General features: G+C 57.5%; 17 protein-coding genes. 14 read left to right on the top strand and 3 right to left on the bottom strand.

Annotated features, from left to right (window positions below; genetic code table 11):
* Positions 1-296 precede the first annotated feature (296 nt).
* The 7 genes from HZB29_10630 (at position 297) to HZB29_10600 (ending at position 5994) form a co-directional block, all read left to right on the top strand.
* A complete protein-coding gene (locus HZB29_10630; protein ID MBI5816047.1) occupies positions 297-2525 on the top strand; it encodes a TonB-dependent receptor in 2229 nt (742 codons plus the stop codon).
* A gap of 120 nt (positions 2526-2645) precedes the next feature.
* Complete coding sequence (locus tag HZB29_10625) at positions 2646-3077, top strand: hypothetical protein (GenBank protein MBI5816046.1); 432 nt, start codon at positions 2646-2648, stop codon at positions 3075-3077.
* Between the two features lie 96 nt (positions 3078-3173).
* Positions 3174-3362: a hypothetical protein gene (locus HZB29_10620; GenBank protein MBI5816045.1), complete on the top strand. Its 189-nt coding sequence runs from the start codon at positions 3174-3176 to the stop codon at positions 3360-3362.
* Entirely contained in the window at positions 3347-3655 is a 309-nt protein-coding gene (locus tag HZB29_10615) for a type II toxin-antitoxin system RelE/ParE family toxin (protein MBI5816044.1), read from the top strand. Before HZB29_10620 ends, HZB29_10615 begins: the two co-directional genes overlap by 16 nt.
* On the top strand, positions 3634-5229 hold the full coding sequence (locus HZB29_10610) for a long-chain fatty acid--CoA ligase (GenBank protein MBI5816043.1): 1596 nt from the start codon (positions 3634-3636) through the stop codon (positions 5227-5229). Before HZB29_10615 ends, HZB29_10610 begins: the two co-directional genes overlap by 22 nt.
* A gap of 66 nt (positions 5230-5295) precedes the next feature.
* The gene (locus HZB29_10605) at positions 5296-5616 is read left to right on the top strand and encodes a nucleotidyltransferase domain-containing protein (GenBank protein MBI5816042.1); all 321 of its coding nucleotides are present in this window, start codon (positions 5296-5298) and stop codon (positions 5614-5616) included.
* 72 nt (positions 5617-5688) lie between these two features.
* Positions 5689-5994 (top strand): hypothetical protein, encoded by a 306-nt coding sequence (locus HZB29_10600; GenBank protein MBI5816041.1) that lies wholly within the window; start codon positions 5689-5691, stop codon positions 5992-5994.
* 34 nt (positions 5995-6028) lie between these two features.
* Here HZB29_10600 and HZB29_10595 read toward each other — a convergent pair whose 3' ends face one another.
* Positions 6029-8062, bottom strand: coding sequence for an EAL domain-containing protein (locus tag HZB29_10595; protein ID MBI5816040.1), 2034 nt, complete (start codon positions 8060-8062; stop codon positions 6029-6031).
* A gap of 267 nt (positions 8063-8329) precedes the next feature.
* Positions 8330-9568, bottom strand: coding sequence for an MFS transporter (locus HZB29_10590; GenBank protein ID MBI5816039.1), 1239 nt, complete (start codon positions 9566-9568; stop codon positions 8330-8332).
* A 76-nt stretch (positions 9569-9644) separates the two neighbouring features.
* Here HZB29_10590 and HZB29_10585 point away from each other — a divergent pair, with 76 nt between their 5' ends.
* The 7 genes from HZB29_10585 (at position 9645) to flgM (ending at position 17418) form a co-directional block, all read left to right on the top strand.
* Entirely contained in the window at positions 9645-11096 is a 1452-nt protein-coding gene (locus HZB29_10585; GenBank protein MBI5816038.1) for an FHA domain-containing protein, read from the top strand.
* 37 nt (positions 11097-11133) lie between these two features.
* Entirely contained in the window at positions 11134-11838 is a 705-nt protein-coding gene (locus tag HZB29_10580) for an RNA methyltransferase (protein MBI5816037.1), read from the top strand.
* A 195-nt stretch (positions 11839-12033) separates the two neighbouring features.
* Positions 12034-12552, top strand: coding sequence for an ORF6N domain-containing protein (locus tag HZB29_10575; protein ID MBI5816036.1), 519 nt, complete (start codon positions 12034-12036; stop codon positions 12550-12552).
* 247 nt (positions 12553-12799) lie between these two features.
* Complete coding sequence (locus HZB29_10570; GenBank protein MBI5816035.1) at positions 12800-14503, top strand: HAMP domain-containing protein; 1704 nt, start codon at positions 12800-12802, stop codon at positions 14501-14503.
* Positions 14504-14529: 26 nt separating this feature from the next.
* On the top strand, positions 14530-14892 hold the full coding sequence (locus HZB29_10565) for a hypothetical protein (protein MBI5816034.1): 363 nt from the start codon (positions 14530-14532) through the stop codon (positions 14890-14892).
* 75 nt (positions 14893-14967) lie between these two features.
* Positions 14968-16845, top strand: coding sequence for a diguanylate cyclase (locus HZB29_10560; protein MBI5816033.1), 1878 nt, complete (start codon positions 14968-14970; stop codon positions 16843-16845).
* Between the two features lie 246 nt (positions 16846-17091).
* Positions 17092-17418, top strand: a complete 327-nt coding sequence (gene flgM, locus HZB29_10555; GenBank protein ID MBI5816032.1) for a flagellar biosynthesis anti-sigma factor FlgM — start codon at positions 17092-17094, stop codon at positions 17416-17418.
* Positions 17419-17459: 41 nt separating this feature from the next.
* On the opposite strand, the gene HZB29_10550 is transcribed toward flgM, so the two are convergent.
* On the bottom strand, positions 17460-18839 hold the full coding sequence (locus HZB29_10550) for an insulinase family protein (protein ID MBI5816031.1): 1380 nt from the start codon (positions 18837-18839) through the stop codon (positions 17460-17462).
* Positions 18840-18868 lie beyond the last annotated feature (29 nt).

Below are 18868 nucleotides of genomic sequence, written 5' to 3'. Positions count from 1 at the left end.
TCTGCACACAGGCCACAGCCCGCTTGCGCAACTGCGTCAATGTCTTACTATCAAGCCCGCGCCCATCTGTATTCTTCATGGACTACAGCGTAACGCATATATCCACTTATGTCAATACTATTATGAGACGGTTAATAATTGAGAAAAATGCTGTTTTTATTCCAAAACCAGATAAATCAGTGCTAGAATTTTCATGATTTGGTATATTTTGCGGCCATCAATATGGATTAAAATACCGGTGACCGCTTATATATCACGATTAAAGCTTGCCGACGCAGAGGGGATTTGAGGGAAAGATGCCGAACAGGAAAATTTCGACTGAAGTATCCGCTGCCTTTGTTATGCCCGTCATAGCGATGGCCTTGACCTGCGTTCTTGCCGCCCCCGCCGTAGCGGCTGCGTCCAGCGGCGGCAACGGTAATTTCAACTATTCGTCCAGCGGCGGCAATGGCAATTTCAACTATGTGTCCAACAGCGGCGGAACCGGCAACGGCGCAATGCTCGCGTACAACACTGAAGATGATTCGGCGGTAAGGGAACTTCTTTCAATCCTCGATTCCACCACGGAGCTTGCGACAAAAACCAGGCTTAACAAGGATTACGTTCCCGGCATGATCACGGTGCTTCACTCGGTAGACCTTAAGGAGCAGGGAATAAGGACGTTGTGGGAGGCCATCAGCGCCGCCCCCGGGATGGACATCTCGATGGAGACGATGGGCGCCAGGAAACTGAACGTGCGGGGGGCGACCGAAACTTTCAGCTCCGGCAGCGTCAAGCTGATGATAGACGATGTTCCTGTCAACCAGTCATATGACGGCGTGGCGAGCACTTTCTGGAAGATGCCTGTGGAGCAGATAGACAGGATAGAGATCGTGCGCGGCCCCGGATCATCGGTGCACGGCGAATTCGCGTATCTTGGGGTCATCAATGTGGTCACCGTCAAGGGAGCGTCGGGCGCTTATGCTGGCGTTGGAAGCTTTTCGTATGCCAACGGGGGAGCGGCGGTGAATTTCCGGGACCTCGAAAAATCGTACAGCCTGGACCTTTCCGTCCACGGCTGGAGGACGAAAGGCGCGGACGTAACAAGCGGCCCGGACGCCATCAGCGGCCCTCCATACGACCTTGCCAGCACATCCTTCGCTCCTGGAAAGGTGAGCCTGAGGGACGAATACACGTCCGGCTCGGCCCGTTTGAGGTTCAAGGATTTTTCCATGATGTTCAACGCGCAGGAAGCTGGAAGCGGGGAGTATTACGGCCTGTCCATTTCGCTGCCGGAATACAGCGATCGCGTGGCGGTCCGCGCGTCCATGAAAAACGCCGAGGCCCGGCAACTGGTCGAAATCACCCCTTCGCTGGACGTTGAATTAAGGGCGGGATGGCTTGAGACCACCAACCTGGAGGACACTCTCCAGATCGTCCCGCCGGGTTTCGGCTTCGGCGGCGAGGTGCTTTATCCGGACGGCTGGTACAACACAAATTACGTCAAAGAAAGAAGGTATGACGGAGGAGTGGACGTGAAGTGGCGCGGCATTGCGGGGCACAAGATACTTGCCAGCGCCACATATTCCACCGCCAAGGTGATCGAAACATGGGAGGAAATCAACGTTGATCCGGTCACCTTCGTCCAATTGCCCTCCATGCAAAGGTATGAAGGGGCGATTGCGCTCGATGGCGCCAATGACACCAGGAACGTCACCTCCGCCGCCATTCAGGATGAAATAGAGGTGACCGGCAATCTGGCGCTGACAGCGACCCTGCGCACGGACTCGTACAGCGACATCGGCTCCACGGTGAATCCCAGGATTGCGGCGGTGTGGCATCCGGCCGAAGGGCACATATTCAAGGCGCAGCACGCCACCGCGTTCCGCCCCCCCACACTTTTTGAAGTGGCCAAGACCGCCGAAGACTCGCCGGGTTACTCGGTGTACCCGGAGACCATCACCACCAACGACCTGGCGTACATATACAGGACCCATGACCTGATGTTGGGGGTGAATGTTTTCCTTTCTGAAATGAAGAACATACTGCGCAACTATGGCTATTCGTACATAAATGAAAGCGGGGCGACGACACGGGGCGCGGAACTGGAGTTTGAAAAACTTGTGGGCGGGAGTGTTAAAATATGGGGCAACGTGTCCTATGCCCAGACAAAGGACGATATCACCGGAGAGTCTATTCAGGACTCCGCCAAATGGCTGGGCAACTTGAGCGCGATATGGAAACCGGCCAGTGATTTTTCCCTTACCGGCCGATACAGGGTGGTCAGTGAAAGGCAGAGATACGCGCTGGACACGCGCGACGCGCTCCCCGGCTATGAGACGCTAGACCTTACGGCCAGCTACTCCGGCCTGCCTGTAAAGGGGCTGACACTGCGCGGCGGGGTGAAGAACGTGTTCGACAGGGAGGTCAAATATCCCGGCATGATCGCCATTTTCCAGGATTCCGTCCTCCCGTTGCAGCCCAACGACCTTATGCTGGACGGAAGGCGGTTCTGGCTGACGGTGGAATATAATTTCGCGGAATAGCCGCAGGCTTCCGTAAAAATATGCAATGTCCGCCGCTCGGCTGCACGCCGCGGACCTTCAAATTCTTCTTAACATATCCTCCGGGCGGGAATACCATATCAGCCAGGGGGACAAGCGGGCATGAAAGAACTTCAAATAAGATTCACGGGGGCGAAGGGTGTTTTCGTCCTCGCCGTCATTGCGGCCATAATCTTCGGCAAGAATGTTTTTTATTACCGGACGGCCGATCCCGGGGCGTTGGCGGCCATTCGGCCGTGGATTGCCGGGGAATACACGCGAAACATTCTCGATAATGCAAAACGCATAAATGAAGACCGGCGGACGACCAGCGGCAAGCTCCTTGAACTGGACAAGCTCGATCTCGCGTTCGTCAAGGCGGCAGGGTATTCAAAGCCCGTGGTCTGCGTTAAAATCAGCGTCAACGGCCATCCGCCGCCGTTTGGGAGCCAGTCGCGGTGCTTCCGGATGAACAACTCCGCCTTGCTGGGATGGTCTTACAACATCGAGACGGGCGAAGCGGGTTATTATATGGCCATGTTCCAGGTTTGGTAGATAAATGCCCGGAAAAAGACACCGGACTTAAAAATTGCGCGAGGTAAAATTGAAATATAGAATAGAGTGTGATTTATGGAAAGGCGAGTGATTGATATGCAAACAGCGAAGAGGGAAGTAAGCGATCTTCTGGCGCGTTTGCCTGAAAATTGCTCATTGGAGGACATTCAGTACCATTTGTACGTCCTTCAAAAAATCGAACTGGGGCTGGAAGATTCGATGGCCGGGCGTGTCCATACCCAGGAAGATGTGGAAAAAATGATGGCCCGATGGCTGGAAAAATAAGCTGGTCTTTCCATGCCGCCGACGACCTGCTGGCCATATCTGAATTTATCGGCAAGGACTCGGAATTTTATTCGGCGGCTTTTGCCCGCGATTGCATGGCGGCAAGCCGTTCGCTGGAGATTTTTCCGGAAAGAGGCAGGGTTGTCCCCGAGCTTGATAATCCCCGCATCCGTGAACTTTTTATCAAGGAATACCGGCTTGTTTACTTGATCGAAGGGCAGAGCATTGTGATACTTGGCCTCATACACGGCAAACGCGACCTGAATACTCTATGGAAAAAGGACAAGAGATAAAGTTGGCCATGCAATTCACCATCCCCGAAAAGCCGCTCACCTCCCTGCTCGAAGAGGCGGCCGCGCAATATCCGGAGAACACCGCGATCTTTTTCTATGGGACCGTGATCACCTACAGAGAATTCGACCGGCAGGTGAAAAAAGTAATGAACATCCTGCGCGGCCTGGGTGTGGGCGAAGGGGACACCGTGGCCATTATGGCGCCAAACTGCCCGCAGGGGCTCATCGCATACCAGGCGGTGTTGCGCCTCGGCGCGGTGGTCACGCAGACAAATCCCCTGTATGTAGAGCGCGAAATCGAGGCGCAGTTCAACGACGCGGGGGTGAAGGTGGCGTTCGTCCTCAACCTTTTCGCCAACAGGGTGATGGAGGTGGCGAAAAACACGGAACTTGAGAAGTTGATCGTCCTGAACCTCGCCGACTATATGCCCTGGCCGGTGTCCGGCCCGCTTGCCGCGTATTGGAGCGAGCTTGTGAACAACGCTTCAGACGAGGCGCAGTCCGCGAAAATATCGCCGGACCAGACGGCGCTGCTGCAATACACCGGCGGGACGACGGGGACCGCCAAGGGGGTGCGCCTTACCCATCGCAACGTGCTGTCCAACGCCCTGCAATGCCGCCAGTGGTTTTTGGGGGCGCAGCCGGGCAAGGAGGTTTTCATCCTCGCCCTTCCCACTTTCCACGCCTTCGGCATGACCACCGGGCTAAACCTTGCGCTGTCGCTGGGGGCGGAAATGGCGCTGGTCCCGAAGTTCGAGGCGGACGCGGTGATGAAACTCATCGAAAAACGCCGCGCAACCATATTCCCCGGTGTGCCGGCGATGTATGTGGCGGTAAACAACCACCCGAAAGCGGCCAAGCGGGACATATCGTCCATCAAGTTCTGCGTGTCCGGCGCGGCCCCTTTGCCGCTGGAGGTGAAGGAGCGGTTCGAAAAACTCACCGGAGGCAAGCTTGTGGAAGGTTATGGGCTGACGGAGGCCAGCCCCTGCACCCATTGCAACCCGCTGGACGGCTCCGCCCGGCCCGGCAGCATCGGCCTTCCCCTGCCGGGGACGAAAAGCCTTATAGTCAAAAGCGAGGACGGGGAGGAATGCCCGCAAGGAGAGGTCGGCGAGATGATCGTCAACGGCCCGCAGGTGATGGCCGGTTACCACGGAAAGCCGGAGGAGACCGCCCGGGTGCTCAAGAACGGCTGGCTTTTCACCGGCGACATGGGATATGTGGACGCGGACGGCTACGTGTTCCTGATGGACCGCAAGAAGGAGATGATAATAAGCGGCGGTTGCAACGTTTATCCCAAGGAGGTGGAGGACATACTGTACCAGTGCCCCGGCGTGATGGAGGCGGCGGTGGTGGGCATGGACGACAGCTATCTTGGCGAGCGGGTGGTCGCGGCGGTGGTGAAGAAGCCGGGCGCGCAAGTGACGGCGGAGGATATCACCGCGTATTGCCGGAAGAACATGGCGTCATACAAGGCGCCCAAGAAGATAGTGTTCAGGGACAGTCTGCCCAAGACGGTGATAGGGAAAGTATTGAAGCGAGTGCTGAAGGAAGAGTTGGGGAGAGAGTGAGGAGCGGCGCCGGCGGGATGGCGCGCAATTTGGCTTTTTGCCTAAACGAGAATAAAATAAACTCATATGAAAACGCCGGTAAACCAGATCGTCCAGGAATACAAATTGGCGCTTGAGGGCATCCTTGGCGGTGAGCTTTTGGACGTGCGTCTTTACGGCTCGCAGTCGCGCATGGACGCTCATGCGGCGTCGGACATCGATGTTCTGCTCATAATGAAACATCCGTTCGATTACGGAGCCCTCATCAACCGGACATCCGAGGCCACCGCCGCAATAAGCCTTGAGCACAACGTAATACTTTCCCGGGTTTTCGCCACCAAGGCAGATTATGAGGACAGGCAACTTCCCTTCTTCATGAATGCGCGCAGGGAAAGTGTCGCCGTATGACGGATGACGCCGCGCTTAATAATTGCCGCTGACTCTTTCTAATTCACCCGCCCATTATGGAGGCGCGTCATCTTGAAAGCCTGTCCGCATCTTAGGCCGCTGGTGGGATTGTTGCGCAGGCGCGATGCGCCGGTGGCGGCGCGGCATCGGAACTGGACCGGGGATGCCGGGTATAAAGGCCGGTCGATATATTATGACGTGGCGTTCAAAGCGTCCTTAAGGGACGAGGCGGGGCTTTCTCCCGATGTCCGTTACCAGGTGTTCGGGGTGACGGCCCAATACGCCGGATTTTTCTGTGACAGTTGCTCCAGCCTCGCCGCCGGGATAAATCCCGGTTACGATCCGAAAACAGTTCCCGCTTTCACTCCATTCGCTTAGGGCGGAGTATTGGGCAGTCCAACTCTCCCCTCCCCTAAGCGCTCCCCTTCATGTCCTCGCTGGACATCGGCTTGCCGTAATAATAGCCCTGGGCGTAATCCACCTTCAACTCGCGAAGGATCTGCGCCGCCGCCTCGTCCTCCACAAATTCGGCGATGACCTTCATGCCGAAATCATGCGCCATGCCGTTGATGTGGGTCACCATGATCCTGTCGGAAGGGTCCACGGCGAGGTGGCGCACGAAGCTCCCCTCGATCTTTATGTAGTCCACCGTAAGGTACTTTAAGTAAATGAACGACGAGAATCCGCTGCCGAAATCGTCCAGCGCGAACCGCATCCCGTCGTTGCGCAGTTCGTTGAGGAACGCGCTCAGTTCGCCCAAATGGGGCAGCGCTTCGCGCTCCGTGATCTCGAACACCGCGTCCTCCACCGAGATGCCCGCATCGCGGAACATCCCCGGAATGCCGCGCATGAGCTTGTCGTTGCCGAAGGTCCTGGGCGAAAGGTTGTAGAACAGCTTTTTGCCCTTCACGTTGGCAAGGCTGCGCTGCAGTTGTATCCCTTTTTCCAGCATCCGCCTGTCCAGCGCCTCGGAAAGGCCCAATTCCTCCGCCACCTCGATGAACTGCCCGGCGGGGATGATTGCGCCATCCTCCCGGATGCGCGCCAGGGTCTCATAGGCGTACACGTGGCCTGTCATGGTGTCTATTATGGGCTGCAGATGGACTTCCAGCCGGTCCTCCTCCAGCGCCTTTTGTATCCGTTCCCCCTGGTTGTACGTGTCGGCCACCATCTCCTTCTCGCTGATGTCGATGGTGGCGACGCGGTTTTTTCCCTTTTTCTTGGCCTTGTACATGGCCACGTCCATGGCGATGGACATTTCATCCATGGTCTGCCCGTTGTCCGGGAAGGCCACAAGCCCGAAACTGGCGGACATGCGAATGCGGCCCACAGGCAAGGTTATGTCCGCCGCGGCGATCATCTTGCGCAGCTTCTCGGCCACCAGCACGCCGTTTTCCTGTATGGTCTCCGGCAGGATGATGGCAAACTCGTCCCCGCCGATCCTGGCCACGATGTCCGTGTCCCGCGTGCCGGCCTCCAGGGTCATGGCAAGCTCCTTTAGCGCAAGGTCCCCCACCGGATGGCCATAGGTGTCGTTGATGTGCTTGAAATTGTCCACATCCAGCATAATCAGCGAGAAATAGCGCTTGTGCCGGAACGACCTGTTCACCTCGTGGGCCAGGAACTGCTCGAACTTGCGCCGGTTGTAAAGCCTTGTGAGCGGATCGCGGATGGAAAGCTCCTCAAGCTGCCGGCTGTAGTCCTGCATGGTGGTGAGCATGTCGTTAAAATACGTGGAGAGCATCCCCAGCTCGCGGACAAAGCCGGAGTCCTGAGGCAGCCTGCGGGAAAGGTCCGTGTGGCGTATGATCTCCTGGATTATGCCCACAAGCTGGATGAGCGGCTTGGCAAGGAACTGGCGGAGGATAAGGTGCAACACCACGAACAGGACGATCAGCAACGCCGCGAAAGAGGCGCTCACCACATTGAGGATGAAGCTTAGCGATATCTTCAGGTTCTTGACGGGGAAGTCCACGTCTATTGCGCCGTTGATGTCCCCCACCTTCGCGTCCGTATGGCACCGCAGGCATTCTTCCCGCACCTTCACGGGGTAGATGTAGCGTATCCTGTCCCCCTCGGCGGAGAAATATTCTTTCCCCGTGAACAGCGCGTCCCGCAGGTTCTGGTCTTTATCGCGTATCTCCTTTTCGCCCGTGATTTCGCCAAACTGGTGTATCACCGGCTTGCCGCGGAACACACGGATGATCATCTCCCAGTCGTTCTTGTTGAGCCGGGCGATGATTTCCTGTATCTCGTCCTTGTTCCACCCTTTGCTCATGGCCGAGTACAGGCTTTGAAAAACAAGGCCGGACACCCTGCGCGCGTCGTCCTGGGTGAGGTCCGCCACCGCTTTTTCCTTAAGGTATGAAGAGGCGGAGATTATGAACACGAACGCCACCGCCATTGATCCGGAGAACAGGATCAGCAGCATTTGCGCCAGGCTCATGGCGCCCAAAATTCTTTTCTTCAAGCTCTCTCCATCGTTGGCGCGCAAAGGAGTCCCTTCACGCGCATACAAAATCCCTGCTTAATCAATTGCATGACGGCTTGAATCTACGGGCGTGCGAAAGCCACGCGCGAAAGCTAATCCCCCTTTAGCCTGTCCGGCAATTTTTCACGCCCTTATACCCACTGGCGTGACAATTAATTCCATGCGGCTCGTAACTTTATAAAGCTTTCCGCCGCAAATTTCAAGAGTTTAGTTTGTAAAAATTCACTTTGCCCCGGCGTATTCGATATGGCGCAGCGCCCTCCATCCGGCGGCGATAAAAACGGCCAGTGAAAGTATCGCCATCCTGTGGGGGATTGTGCCGCCAAGCGGGGAAAAAATATAGACCACCGCCCCCCAGGTCATGGGGCCCACTATCGCCGCCGCCTTGCCGGCCATGTTGTACAGCCCGAAATATTCCCCTATGCGGTCCGCTGGCGCCATCTGGGCCAGCGCCGACCGACCCGCCACCCACACACCCCCCAGCGCCGCCCCGGCCAGCGGCCCCACCATCCAGAACATGTCCTTGTTCACCGACACCGACGCTAAAAGCATGGTGAAAAGCCACATCCCGCACACCCATCCGAACGTGCGCAACGGGCTCCATCTGTGGGCCGCCCATCCCCACAGCAAAGACCCCCCCGCCGCGCCGACCGTTGATGTCATCAGGAAAATGTTGAGTTCCCCGCTTTCAAACCCCACCACCGACGAGGCGTAGATCGCCATGAAGGCTATCACCGTGTGCACAGCGTCGAGTATCAGGAAGTTGGCCCCAAGGAAAATGAATACGCTCCTGTTGCGCCTGGCTCCGGCGAAGGTGCGCGCCAAGGTCCTGAAAGCCCCGATTATGTCCACCCTGGCGCCTGCCACCGGAGCCGGATCGCGTAAAAGCCTGAACATCGGGATGGAGAACGCCAGGTACATAAGCGCGGTGGCCGGGTACACTGCGCCGTTCCCGAAAACACTCTCCACCGGCATGGCCATGGCCAACGCCGCTATGGCCCCAAGATATCCCAAAGATACGCCGTAACCGGCCACCCTGGAAGCCGAACTCCCCTCGGATACCGACGGCAGCAGGCCGTAATAGAACGTCATGGCCGACTGGTAGCAAAAATTGGCCGCCGCAAAGAGAATCAGCCCCGTCAAAAGCGAATCAACCGGCCCTATCAACGCCGTGGCGGCGGCGCAGGCCCCGGTGAGCCACATAAGAGGCCCGAGCCTGCGCCCCGTGGTGTCGGACATGGCGCCCAACGCCGGAGAGGTGACCGCCACTAACAACATGGAGATTGAAAGAGTGGCGGAAAAATAAATGTCCGGCGCCGAATGTCCCTGTGTCACCCATAGGGGGAAATAGCGGGAGATGATGTTCATGGAGAACACCGTGTTCGCAAAGTCGTAAAGGGCCCATGCGAACACCCCCCGCGGCGCGGCGTTCTGATGCGACGTCTTGTCTTGTATCTGCATCACCAAGCTAGTAAACTATTGACGGGCAAGGCTTAAAATGAAACCAATTTAACATATAGCGGCGAAGAAAGCTTTAATGGCCGAAGATAAAAAAGGGGGCGAGGACAAGTCCATCGAGGTGGACCTGGGGGCGCTCCTTAAAGAAAAGGAAAAGCTCGAATCCCTCATCCAGCGCAAGTTCACAAGGGACATCACCGTGCTTTTCACCGACCTGACCGGCTCTACGCGGATGAGCGAGGCGCTCGGCGACCTTGAGATGCGTTCGCTTCTTAAAAATCATTACGACATCATTTTCCCCATCGTCTCCGCCAACGGCGGCACATTGGTCAAGACCATGGGGGACGGAACCCTTTCATACTTCATGGACCCTTCGGGAGCCGTGCGCGCCGCAATCGGCATCCAGCTTGGCTTCGCCGAATTCAACCAGGCGAAAAAACATCCGGAGCTTCTTATCCGGTGCGGCCTTAACACCGGCAGGGGGATCGTGGAGAAAAACGACGTGTACGGCGACGTTGTGAACACCGCCCAGCGCTTCGAATCATTGGCCAAACCCAGGCAGATATTGATATCGGAGGAGACATACCAGTTCGTAAAGGACACGCCGGAGTTTTCGATAGTCTTTTCCCAGGAGACGAACATAAAAGGGAAGCTCGGCCCGCAAAAAGTGTTCAGGATCCTTTGGGGAGGCGAAGAGCCGCAAGCCGCCGGGCACGAATACACAAACGGAAAGGTGACGGGGGACATCCCTGTCGAATGGGAAGGCCATGCCCCCACCACCGGCACCGTGAAGATGGAAGCGGCCGGGCAGGCCAAGCTTACTGTGGAAGAGGCCGGCAAGCCGCCGGTGGTGTATGACCTGCTCACCTCTCCGCTGGTGATCGGCCGGTCGGCCCAGGCGGACATCCGCCTGAACGAAGGCTATGTCTCCCGCCGCCACGCACAGATTGTGTTTGTGAACGGCCGCTATTTCATGGAGGACATGGGCAGCCACGTGGGCACACTGCGCTCCGGAGCCAGGGTGGCGAAAAGCGAAATGAACGATGGCGACGAATTCATGATAGGCACCGTGAAGCTTGTGTTCTCGCGCCATAAGCCCGCGCCTCCTCCCAAAGCGGCGGACCCCTTCGCGGATGGGGAGAGGACCATGGCGTTCATGGCCGGGCAAACCCTTTTTCTCACCGTCACCGAGGCCGGGCAGGAGACCGCGAGATACGAGGTGACGCAGTCTCCGGTCATTATAGGAAGGACCCAGGAGGCGGACGTGCGGCTGGACAATCCGCTGGTCTCCCGCAAGCATGCGAAAATCCATGTGTCGTCGGGCAAGCTTGTCATCGAGGACCTGGGGAGCAACAACGGCACGCTTGTGAACGGCAAAAAGGTGGACAAGGTGGAAGCCTCCCCCGGGGACGAAATCATCATCGGCTCCTTCCTTCTTGGGCTGATAGACCCCATGAGCACCGTGAAAAAGGAGGTGGGGGAAGCAAGCATCGTCCGCAAGGTGTTCTCGTTCCTTTCCAAGAAAAGCTGAATTGGCCAAATCCCCCCCTTACCGCGGCCGGCTTTGCGTGATCCTGGCGAACACACGCCATGCGGGGAATATCGGCGCCGCGGCCCGGGTGATGAAAAATTTCGGGCTTGCCCGTCTTACCCTTGTCAATCCCACCGCGCGGGCCCATCTGGAGGCCGTAAAAATGGCTCCGGGATCCGAAGAGGTCATCGAACGGGCCCAAGTGCTCTCCACATTGGAAGAGGCGCTGGAACCTTTGTCATTCTCGTACGCCGCCACAAGGCGCCCGCGCAGGCTTAAAAAGCCTTCCCTGGGGCTTATGGAGGCGGCGCGGGACGCCCATTTGAAAGAGGGGGACATCGGGCTTGTGTTCGGCTCGGAGAAATTCGGCCTGTCCAACGAAGACGCCGGGATGTGCGATGCGTTCATCACCATCCCGTCCGATCCCGGATATCCGTCGCTCAACCTGGCGCAGTCGGTGGCGGTGACGCTGTACGAGTTCTTGCGGGACGAACCCCATGGCGCGCCGCGCCCTGAAAAAAAAGGAGAGCGCCTTTATCCCACGCTGGGGGAAAAGGAGGGGTTCCACAAAAGGCTCGCCGCCATGCTCGAGATGACAGGCTTTGCAAATCCCGGAGCGGTGGACGGCTCATCGCGCAAGATCATGGACATAATCAGACGTGGCGAACCGGACAGCCAGGAGCTTAAGACCCTCGAAGGGATGCTGCGCAAGATACGCCTGGCGGTGACAGGAAGGGGTTGAATATTACGAGGGCGCGATAACTCAAGGGCGCTTTTTGCCTTAAAGATTCAGTTACTTTCTTCTCCCTTTCCGGGATGAAACGGTTCCAGTTGCAGGCAAGATGACGGCGCCGCAAATAAGACGGATTGAAGAACACTGCGCCGGATCCAATATGTTAATATCGCCATAATTTTGATCCTCATGGATGGAGAAAAAATGAAGGCTCTTGTCCCCACTGAAGTGATCGAAAAGAAAATCCTGCTCATGCGTGGCGAAAAGGTCATGCTGGACACCGATCTGGCGGCGCTTTATGGCGTCACCACCCGGCGATTGAATGAACAGGTGAAGCGTAACAGGGAGCGTTTTCCTGAAGAATTCATGTTTCAACTGACGGAACACGAGAAGGCGGAGGTGGTCGCAAATTGCGACCACCTAATGCGGCTCAAGTTTTCTCCGAATCTGCCTTATGCATTCACAGAATATGGCGCGGTAATGCTTGCCACAGTTATAAACAGTCCTTTGGCGGTGCAAACCAGCATACAGATCGTGAAAACGTTCGTCAGGCTGCGTCAGTTGCTTGCATCAAACGCAAAATTGGCCCGCAAGCTTAACGACCTTGAAAATAAATACGACGCCCAGTTCAAGGTTGTGTTCGACGCAATCCGGCGGTTGATGAATCCTGCCGTTCCAGCCCGCAACAAGATTGGGTTCAAAAGGGAGAAAGAGACAAAGTAAATCCGGTTGGTAAAAGAATTTGTTTTGAACGGCTGGGCGACCGCCCGCGCTCCCACACGAAAAAAACAAACCTTGAAGAAATTTCTACCATAAACCACGGATATGAGACATAATATGGGGCCAGTCTCGCCTTTTTTGGGTAAACAATATTTACAAAGGCTGGTCATATATAGGGGTGTGTAGCGCCGCATGAATGCCATGGCGGCGGCGATTGAATTGGCCTCTGGGCCGGATTCGGATTGGGTGGATGAAAAACTGGCTGGAAAACCTTGATTTTCTGAAAAACAAGACACTCTCCGTCAAACTTGCCGTCCTGCTCACGGTCGTTTTCGCCGCCTCGTCCCTTTTCAACATTGTTTCCTCTGTCTCCCGCCAGAAAGACCAGGCCATCAAGGAAGCTGAAAGCAACGCCAAGGCCGTGGCGGAGACCGTCCTAAGCTCCCTTAACGCCATGATGGAGCAAGGCGCCATCGCCGACAGGGGGCTTTTCATAGACCTTATCAAAAAGACCACCACAGGGCTGGACGAAATCCGGGTGTTCCGCAGTTCCACCGTGGTCGAACAGTTCGGCGAAGGGCTGCCGGGGGAGCTTCCGGTGGACGAGGTGGACCGCAAGGTGCTCAAGACCGGCGAACCGGAATTCCTGATCGTGGAACGCGGGGGGATAAAGAAACTGCGGGCGGTGGTGCCATTCCTGGTGTCGGAAAACCGGGGCGGGGTCAACTGCCTTAACTGCCACGAGGGGAAAGCAGGCGACGTGAACGGGGCGATCAGCATGCTCATCTCCCTTGAGGAGATGGAAAAGGAAATACAGTCCGACACAATCAAGATATCCCTCTCCCACCTGCTGGAGCTGGCGATACTCCTTTCGCTGGTGCTGTTCATCCTGTCCAAAATCGTGGTGGCCCCCATCAGCCGGCTGATCAACATGATCCGCCAGCTGGAAAAAGGCAACCTGCGCGAACGGCTTCACATGGACAGGCATGACGAGATCGGCCAGGTGGCCGACGCGATGGACCATTTCGCCGAAACCCTCCAGCACGAGGTTGTGGCCGCGTTCGACAGGCTGGCCGCTGGCGACTTCACCTTTGAGGCCGAAGGGGTGATCCGCGACGGGTTGGCCAAGACAAACGACAACCTCAACGCGCTGATCACGCAGATAAACCAGACAGGCCAAAAGATCGCGCTTTCGTCGGTGGAGGTGCTCACCTCCAGCGAATCGCTGGCGGAGGGGGCCAACGAGCAGGCGGGATCGCTGGAGGCCCTTTCTAGCACCATGGAGCAAATGTATTCCCAGATAAACCTCACCGCAAACAACGCCGGGCAGGCCAACAGCCTGATGTCGCGCGCCCGGGAGGCGGCCACCAAGGGGAATACGCAGATGAACGAAATGGTGGCGGCGATGGACAGGATAGTGATATCCGGCCAGAATATTTCCAGGATAATAAAGGTGATAGACGAGATAGCGTTCCAGACCAACCTGCTGGCCTTGAACGCGGCGGTGGAGGCGGCCCGGGCCGGCAAGCACGGCAAGGGTTTCGCCGTGGTGGCCGAAGAGGTGCGAAACCTGGCCGCCAGAAGCGCCAAGGCGGCCAAGGAGACGGAGGAACTGATCGAAGGATCCGTGGAAAGCTCCCGGAGCGGCTCTGAGATAGCCTCGCGGACGGCCGGAGCGCTAAACGAGATCGTGGAAGCCGTGACGAAAGTGACAGACCTTGTGGAACATATCGCCGACGCGTCGCGGGAACAGGCAAAAGGCATTTCCTCGGCCAACGAAGGGATATCCAATATAGACAAAGTGACCCAGAAAAACGCCGCCATCGCCACGGAGACAACCAACGAGGCGCAAAGCCTGGCCTCCGAAGTGGCGGACCTGCGCAAGATGCTGTCCCGTTTCAGGCTGAAAAACGGCGAGAGGATCGGAGTCAAAAGCCTTCCGCCCCATAAATAACAAACACTCAGGAAAGGAGCTCGTCTATGGGCGACCTTTTCGGCAAGATGCGCGACCAGGCCAAGGCGGCTGAAAAGCTCCGCCACGAGAAACATGAACGGGAGAAAAGCGCCCACGGGCACGACGCCGGGGAAAGCATGACCGCCTCTGTCGCAAAGTTCACAGGCCTGCCGGCGGAAGAAGTGGAATACTGTTGCGGCTCCATCTGCCCCCATTGCCAGGTGTTCCTGGACAAGGCGATAGCCCTCATCGAGCTTGGGTATCCACACCACCTTTTCATGAATCCCGCCCAGGAGGAGGTGTTCAACGAGGCCATTGAACTTTTCAGAAAAGACCGCACCCTGTATATGCTGCGCAAGCAGGAACTGATGGACAAGATGCGGCGGTGATGGAAAATCACGCCACGCCGGCGGTTTTACGTTAAATTACAGGGTGTCCCTCCATTGCGGTGGCGGGGGCAAAATATGAAAAACATCAAGCTAATGACAAAAGTTTTCGCGACGGCGTTCATGGCCGGTGTCCTTCTCTTCCCCGGAGCCGGCCGGGCACAGAAACAGGCCCCGGAGGCTCCGGTATTTTCCTGGCTGGAAGACACCACGCGCCGATTGACCCTCGATGGCGCCATCGGGCAGGCCCGGGCCGGCAAGTTTGCCCCCATCGGCGAAAGCGAGCCGAATTTCGGCTATTCAAAATCGGCTTTCTGGCTGCACGCCAGCCTCAAGGGTGTCCCCGGGGGGTCGCCGGACTGGATGCTGGAGATCCCGTTCCCCACGCTCGACAAGGTGGAGGTATTTTTCGTCGATCCGTCAAGCGGCAAGGTGATCAAAAGCCACGCCACCGGCGACACTGTCCCCTTCGCCCAAAGGCCCTACCCCCACCGCAACTTCGTGTTCCCGCTGCGCCTGGCTCCGGAAAACCGGGTGGACGTCTTCATCAGGGTGGAATCGCAGGGGAGCCTGACGGTGGGGACGCTGCTTTGGCCGGCGGACCTTTTCCATCACGCCAGCCGGGGCGCCTATATGGCCCTGCTGTTCTACTTCGGCGCGCTCACCGCCCTGTTCGCGTACAACCTGCTTCTATACATATCGTTGCTGGACAGAAGCTACCTTTACTACATCCTTTTCGTAGGCTCCATGGCTGTGGGGCAGATGTCCTGGAACGGTCTGGGATACGAATATCTCTGGCCGGACTTCACCATATGGGGCAACGTGGCCAGCGTGGCCGGGTTTGACGCGGCGGGATTTTTCGGCGCGGTGTTCTCCCGCGAATTCCTCGGCGTCCGCCGTTCCGCCCCCGCCCTCGACAAGCTTTTGGCCGCGTGCCAGATGGTCTTCGCCGCCCTTTTCATCACCATCCCGGCCACCCCATACCAGATAAACGCCATCGCAACTTCCGCCACCGGCGTCGTTTTCGCCGCGGCGGCCTCGGCAAGCGGCGTGGTGTGCCTTGTGCGGGGATTCTCGGCGGCGCGCTATTTCCTGCTGGCGTGGTCCATGCTCCTTGTGGGCGTGGCGGCGCTCGGATCCAGGAATCTTGGCTGGCTGCCAACCAACTTTTTCACAAAATACTCCATGCTCATAGGCTCTGGGCTGGAAATGCTCCTGCTTTCCTTCGCCCTGGCCGACCGGGTCAACGCGTTGAGGAAAGAAAAGGAGCTGGCCCAGGCGGACGCCTATAGCGCGCGCCTGGCGATGATAGAGGCCCTCACCCGCACGGAACGGGAACTGGAGGCGAAAGTGGCCGAACGCACCAGGGAACTGACCGATGTAAATTCGCGGCTGGCCGAAAGCGCCAACCAATTGCGCAAAATGGCCCATCACGACCCGCTCACGGGGCTTGCCAACCGGATATTGCTCGACGAGACGTTGGGCCTTGCCGTGGAAAGGACAAGGCGGCACAACGGCAGACTGGCCGTGTTTCTCGTGGACCTGGACGGATTCAAGCTCATCAACGACACCCATGGCCATGACGCGGGGGACAGCGTGCTTGTGGCCACCGCCCAGACGCTTAAAAACTGCGTGCGAGCCTCGGACACGGTGGCGCGCCTCGGGGGGGACGAGTTCGTGCTGGTGCTCGACGAGCTTGCAAACCCAGCCGCGGCGGAGCACATAGCCAGAAAAATCGTAGAAGAGATCAACAGCCCGGTGATAGTTAAGGGGGGCAAACTCCAGATCAGCGGAAGTCTGGGAGCGGCCATATTTCCCGAGGATGGCGACGATTCCGACACGCTTATAAACATGGCCGACAGGGCCATGTACAACGCCAAGCTGGCCGGGCGCAACCAGGTGAGCTTCGCGGAAGGTTTTAAGGGGGCGCTAAAGAACGGTCCGGAGACGGTTTGAAGCTCGCTCCCGGAAGCATGGCCCGTTAATTGCTTTATTAACGGAGAGTGCGGCCGAGATTCGTTATTTTGACTAAAATTATTTTGCTCATTTTTGTTATCTTGTTGATATTACTGGCTTTATTTTGGTAAATAATTTAAAGTTCGTTCCGCGAATGTCCGATAAGATAACAGGAATGAATGAGATGAAGTTTCAGGGCTTCATTTTTGGAAGATGGCCCTTAAAATTGGAGGGAGGTGATTTAAAGTGAAGGTTTTTGGAGCCGATCCGAACTATAACCAGGCCAGGGTGGATGATTTAAAAAAGCGGGACCAGGCCGCCGCCGTGAAAGCCGCCAGGAGCGACGCTCCCGCCGCCGAAGCTGGCAAGTCCAGCAGCACCGCCACCAATGTGGCCGTGTCCGGATTCGCCAAGGAAGTGGCCAAGGCCAACACCGCCGTGAAGAACACGCCGGACGTGCGCAAGGAGAAGGTGGACGCCATCAAGGAAAAGATTTCCAAAGGCGAATACCACGTGGACTCGGAAAAGATCGCCGGCAAGATAGTGGCGGACATGGTCAAGCAGGGAAAGTAGTTTGAGATCCAAGGATTTGGCAAGTATTACCGCGCCGGAACCTAAATCTCGAACAGCTTTTCCTGCCGTCTGTGTATAGGCCCTAACGCTATAACCGTAAACTCCCTCCCAGCCAGCAACTCCCCGGCAAGCTCCCTTACTTCATCGAGCGTAACGCCTTCTATTTCCGCCAGCATCTCGTCGGGCGCCAGAGCCTTGCCGTAATAAAGCCACTGGTAGGCCATCTGGAACATACGGGAATTGACCGATTCAAACGACATTTTAAGCGCCCCGGCGCTAAGGTTCTTCGCCCTTCTTATCTCCTCGGCCGTGGGTGGATGGGCCGAGGCCCTTTCCATCTCGCCGCGAACCGCGTCCCATAGTTTGGGCAGCATTTCCGGCGAACAGGCGGCGTACACGCCGAAAAGCCCCGCGTCGGCGAACTGCTCGTAAAAACTGTTTATGGAATACGCCAGCCCCAGTTCCTCCCGCACTTTCTGGAACAGCCGGGACGACACTCCTCCCCCCAACGCCGTGTTCAATATGGAAAGGGCCGGCCTGCGGCGGCTGTCCGTTGGAAGCCCCGGAGCCGCCAGCAGGATGTGCGCCTGCTCCAGCTTTTTGCGCATGATATATGAGGCCCGGCTGATCCTGGGAGTGTCCATTTGTCTTTCGCCCGGTTCGGCCTGAAGGCCGCCGAAATGGCGCGCCACAAGCTCCTTCAACGTTTTCATGTCCACCGCGCCGCAGGCGGTGACAAGCAGCCTTGGCGGGCGGTAGAACTTGTCCCGGGCGGTTATAAAGTCGTCCCTGTTCAAGGCGGCCACGGTCTCCACCGATCCTGTGATGAGCCTGCCGAGCGGATGGCCGGGCCATCGGAGGGGGTACATTTTGTCGTATATATACTCGGCGGGGTTGTCCTCCCCCATCCGGATCTCCTCGATGATCACCTGGCGCTCCCTCTCCAGCTCGGCCGGGGGGAACACGGAGTTCATCATGATGTCGGTGACCAGGTCAAACGCCTGTTCCAGCCTTTCGGCGACCACATGGGAGGAGTAGCAGGTGACTTCGCGGGATGTGAAGGCGTCCAGCTGGCCGCCAAGTTCATCGGTCTCCACGCTGATGGCCAGCGGGTCCCTTCTGGATGTGCCCTTGAACACCATGTGCTCAAGGAAATGGAATAGGCCCGATTTCTCCTCCGTTTCGTCCCGGCTTCCGGCGTTCACCCAAACGCCGAAAGCCACGGACCTGAAAAACGGAAGAGTTTCGAGTATTACCGGGATGCCGTTAACGGCGGTTGTCTCTATCACCCCGCCCGCCAAACCTGGGTTCCCTGTCCCTTCCTCCGCCGGAGCGCCTGTGATGTTCGCCGCCGCCGCCGCCCCCTTCGCGCCTCGGGGGCCTTTCATCGCCACCTTCTCCACCTTCACCGCCGCCTTCACCGGGGGCCATGGCCTCCTTGCGCGACAGG

This window comes from Nitrospinota bacterium, assembly GCA_016235255.1.
Taxonomy (GTDB): Bacteria; Nitrospinota_A; UBA7883; order UBA7883; family JACRLM01; genus JACRLM01.
The sequence above is the reverse complement of the archived record's forward strand: the minus strand, read 5'-3'. Positions and strand labels throughout refer to the sequence as shown.

Excerpts from the sequence above, each read along its gene's own strand:
- HZB29_10610 (MBI5816043.1), top strand. The coding sequence starts at position 3,634 with ATGGAAAAAGGACAAGAGATAAAGTTGGCCATGCAATTCACCATCCCC.
- HZB29_10630 (MBI5816047.1), top strand. The coding sequence starts at position 297 with ATGCCGAACAGGAAAATTTCGACTGAAGTATCCGCTGCCTTTGTTATG.
- HZB29_10605 (MBI5816042.1), top strand. The coding sequence starts at position 5,296 with ATGAAAACGCCGGTAAACCAGATCGTCCAGGAATACAAATTGGCGCTT.
- HZB29_10575 (MBI5816036.1), top strand. The coding sequence starts at position 12,034 with ATGAAGGCTCTTGTCCCCACTGAAGTGATCGAAAAGAAAATCCTGCTC.
- HZB29_10585 (MBI5816038.1), top strand. The coding sequence starts at position 9,645 with ATGGCCGAAGATAAAAAAGGGGGCGAGGACAAGTCCATCGAGGTGGAC.
- HZB29_10595 (MBI5816040.1), bottom strand. The coding sequence starts at position 8,062 with ATGAGCCTGGCGCAAATGCTGCTGATCCTGTTCTCCGGATCAATGGCG.
- HZB29_10590 (MBI5816039.1), bottom strand. The coding sequence starts at position 9,568 with ATGCAGATACAAGACAAGACGTCGCATCAGAACGCCGCGCCGCGGGGG.
- HZB29_10565 (MBI5816034.1), top strand. The coding sequence starts at position 14,530 with ATGGGCGACCTTTTCGGCAAGATGCGCGACCAGGCCAAGGCGGCTGAA.
- HZB29_10560 (MBI5816033.1), top strand. The coding sequence starts at position 14,968 with ATGAAAAACATCAAGCTAATGACAAAAGTTTTCGCGACGGCGTTCATG.
- HZB29_10625 (MBI5816046.1), top strand. The coding sequence starts at position 2,646 with ATGAAAGAACTTCAAATAAGATTCACGGGGGCGAAGGGTGTTTTCGTC.
- HZB29_10570 (MBI5816035.1), top strand. The coding sequence starts at position 12,800 with ATGAAAAACTGGCTGGAAAACCTTGATTTTCTGAAAAACAAGACACTC.
- HZB29_10620 (MBI5816045.1), top strand. The coding sequence starts at position 3,174 with ATGCAAACAGCGAAGAGGGAAGTAAGCGATCTTCTGGCGCGTTTGCCT.
- HZB29_10615 (MBI5816044.1), top strand. The coding sequence starts at position 3,347 with ATGGCTGGAAAAATAAGCTGGTCTTTCCATGCCGCCGACGACCTGCTG.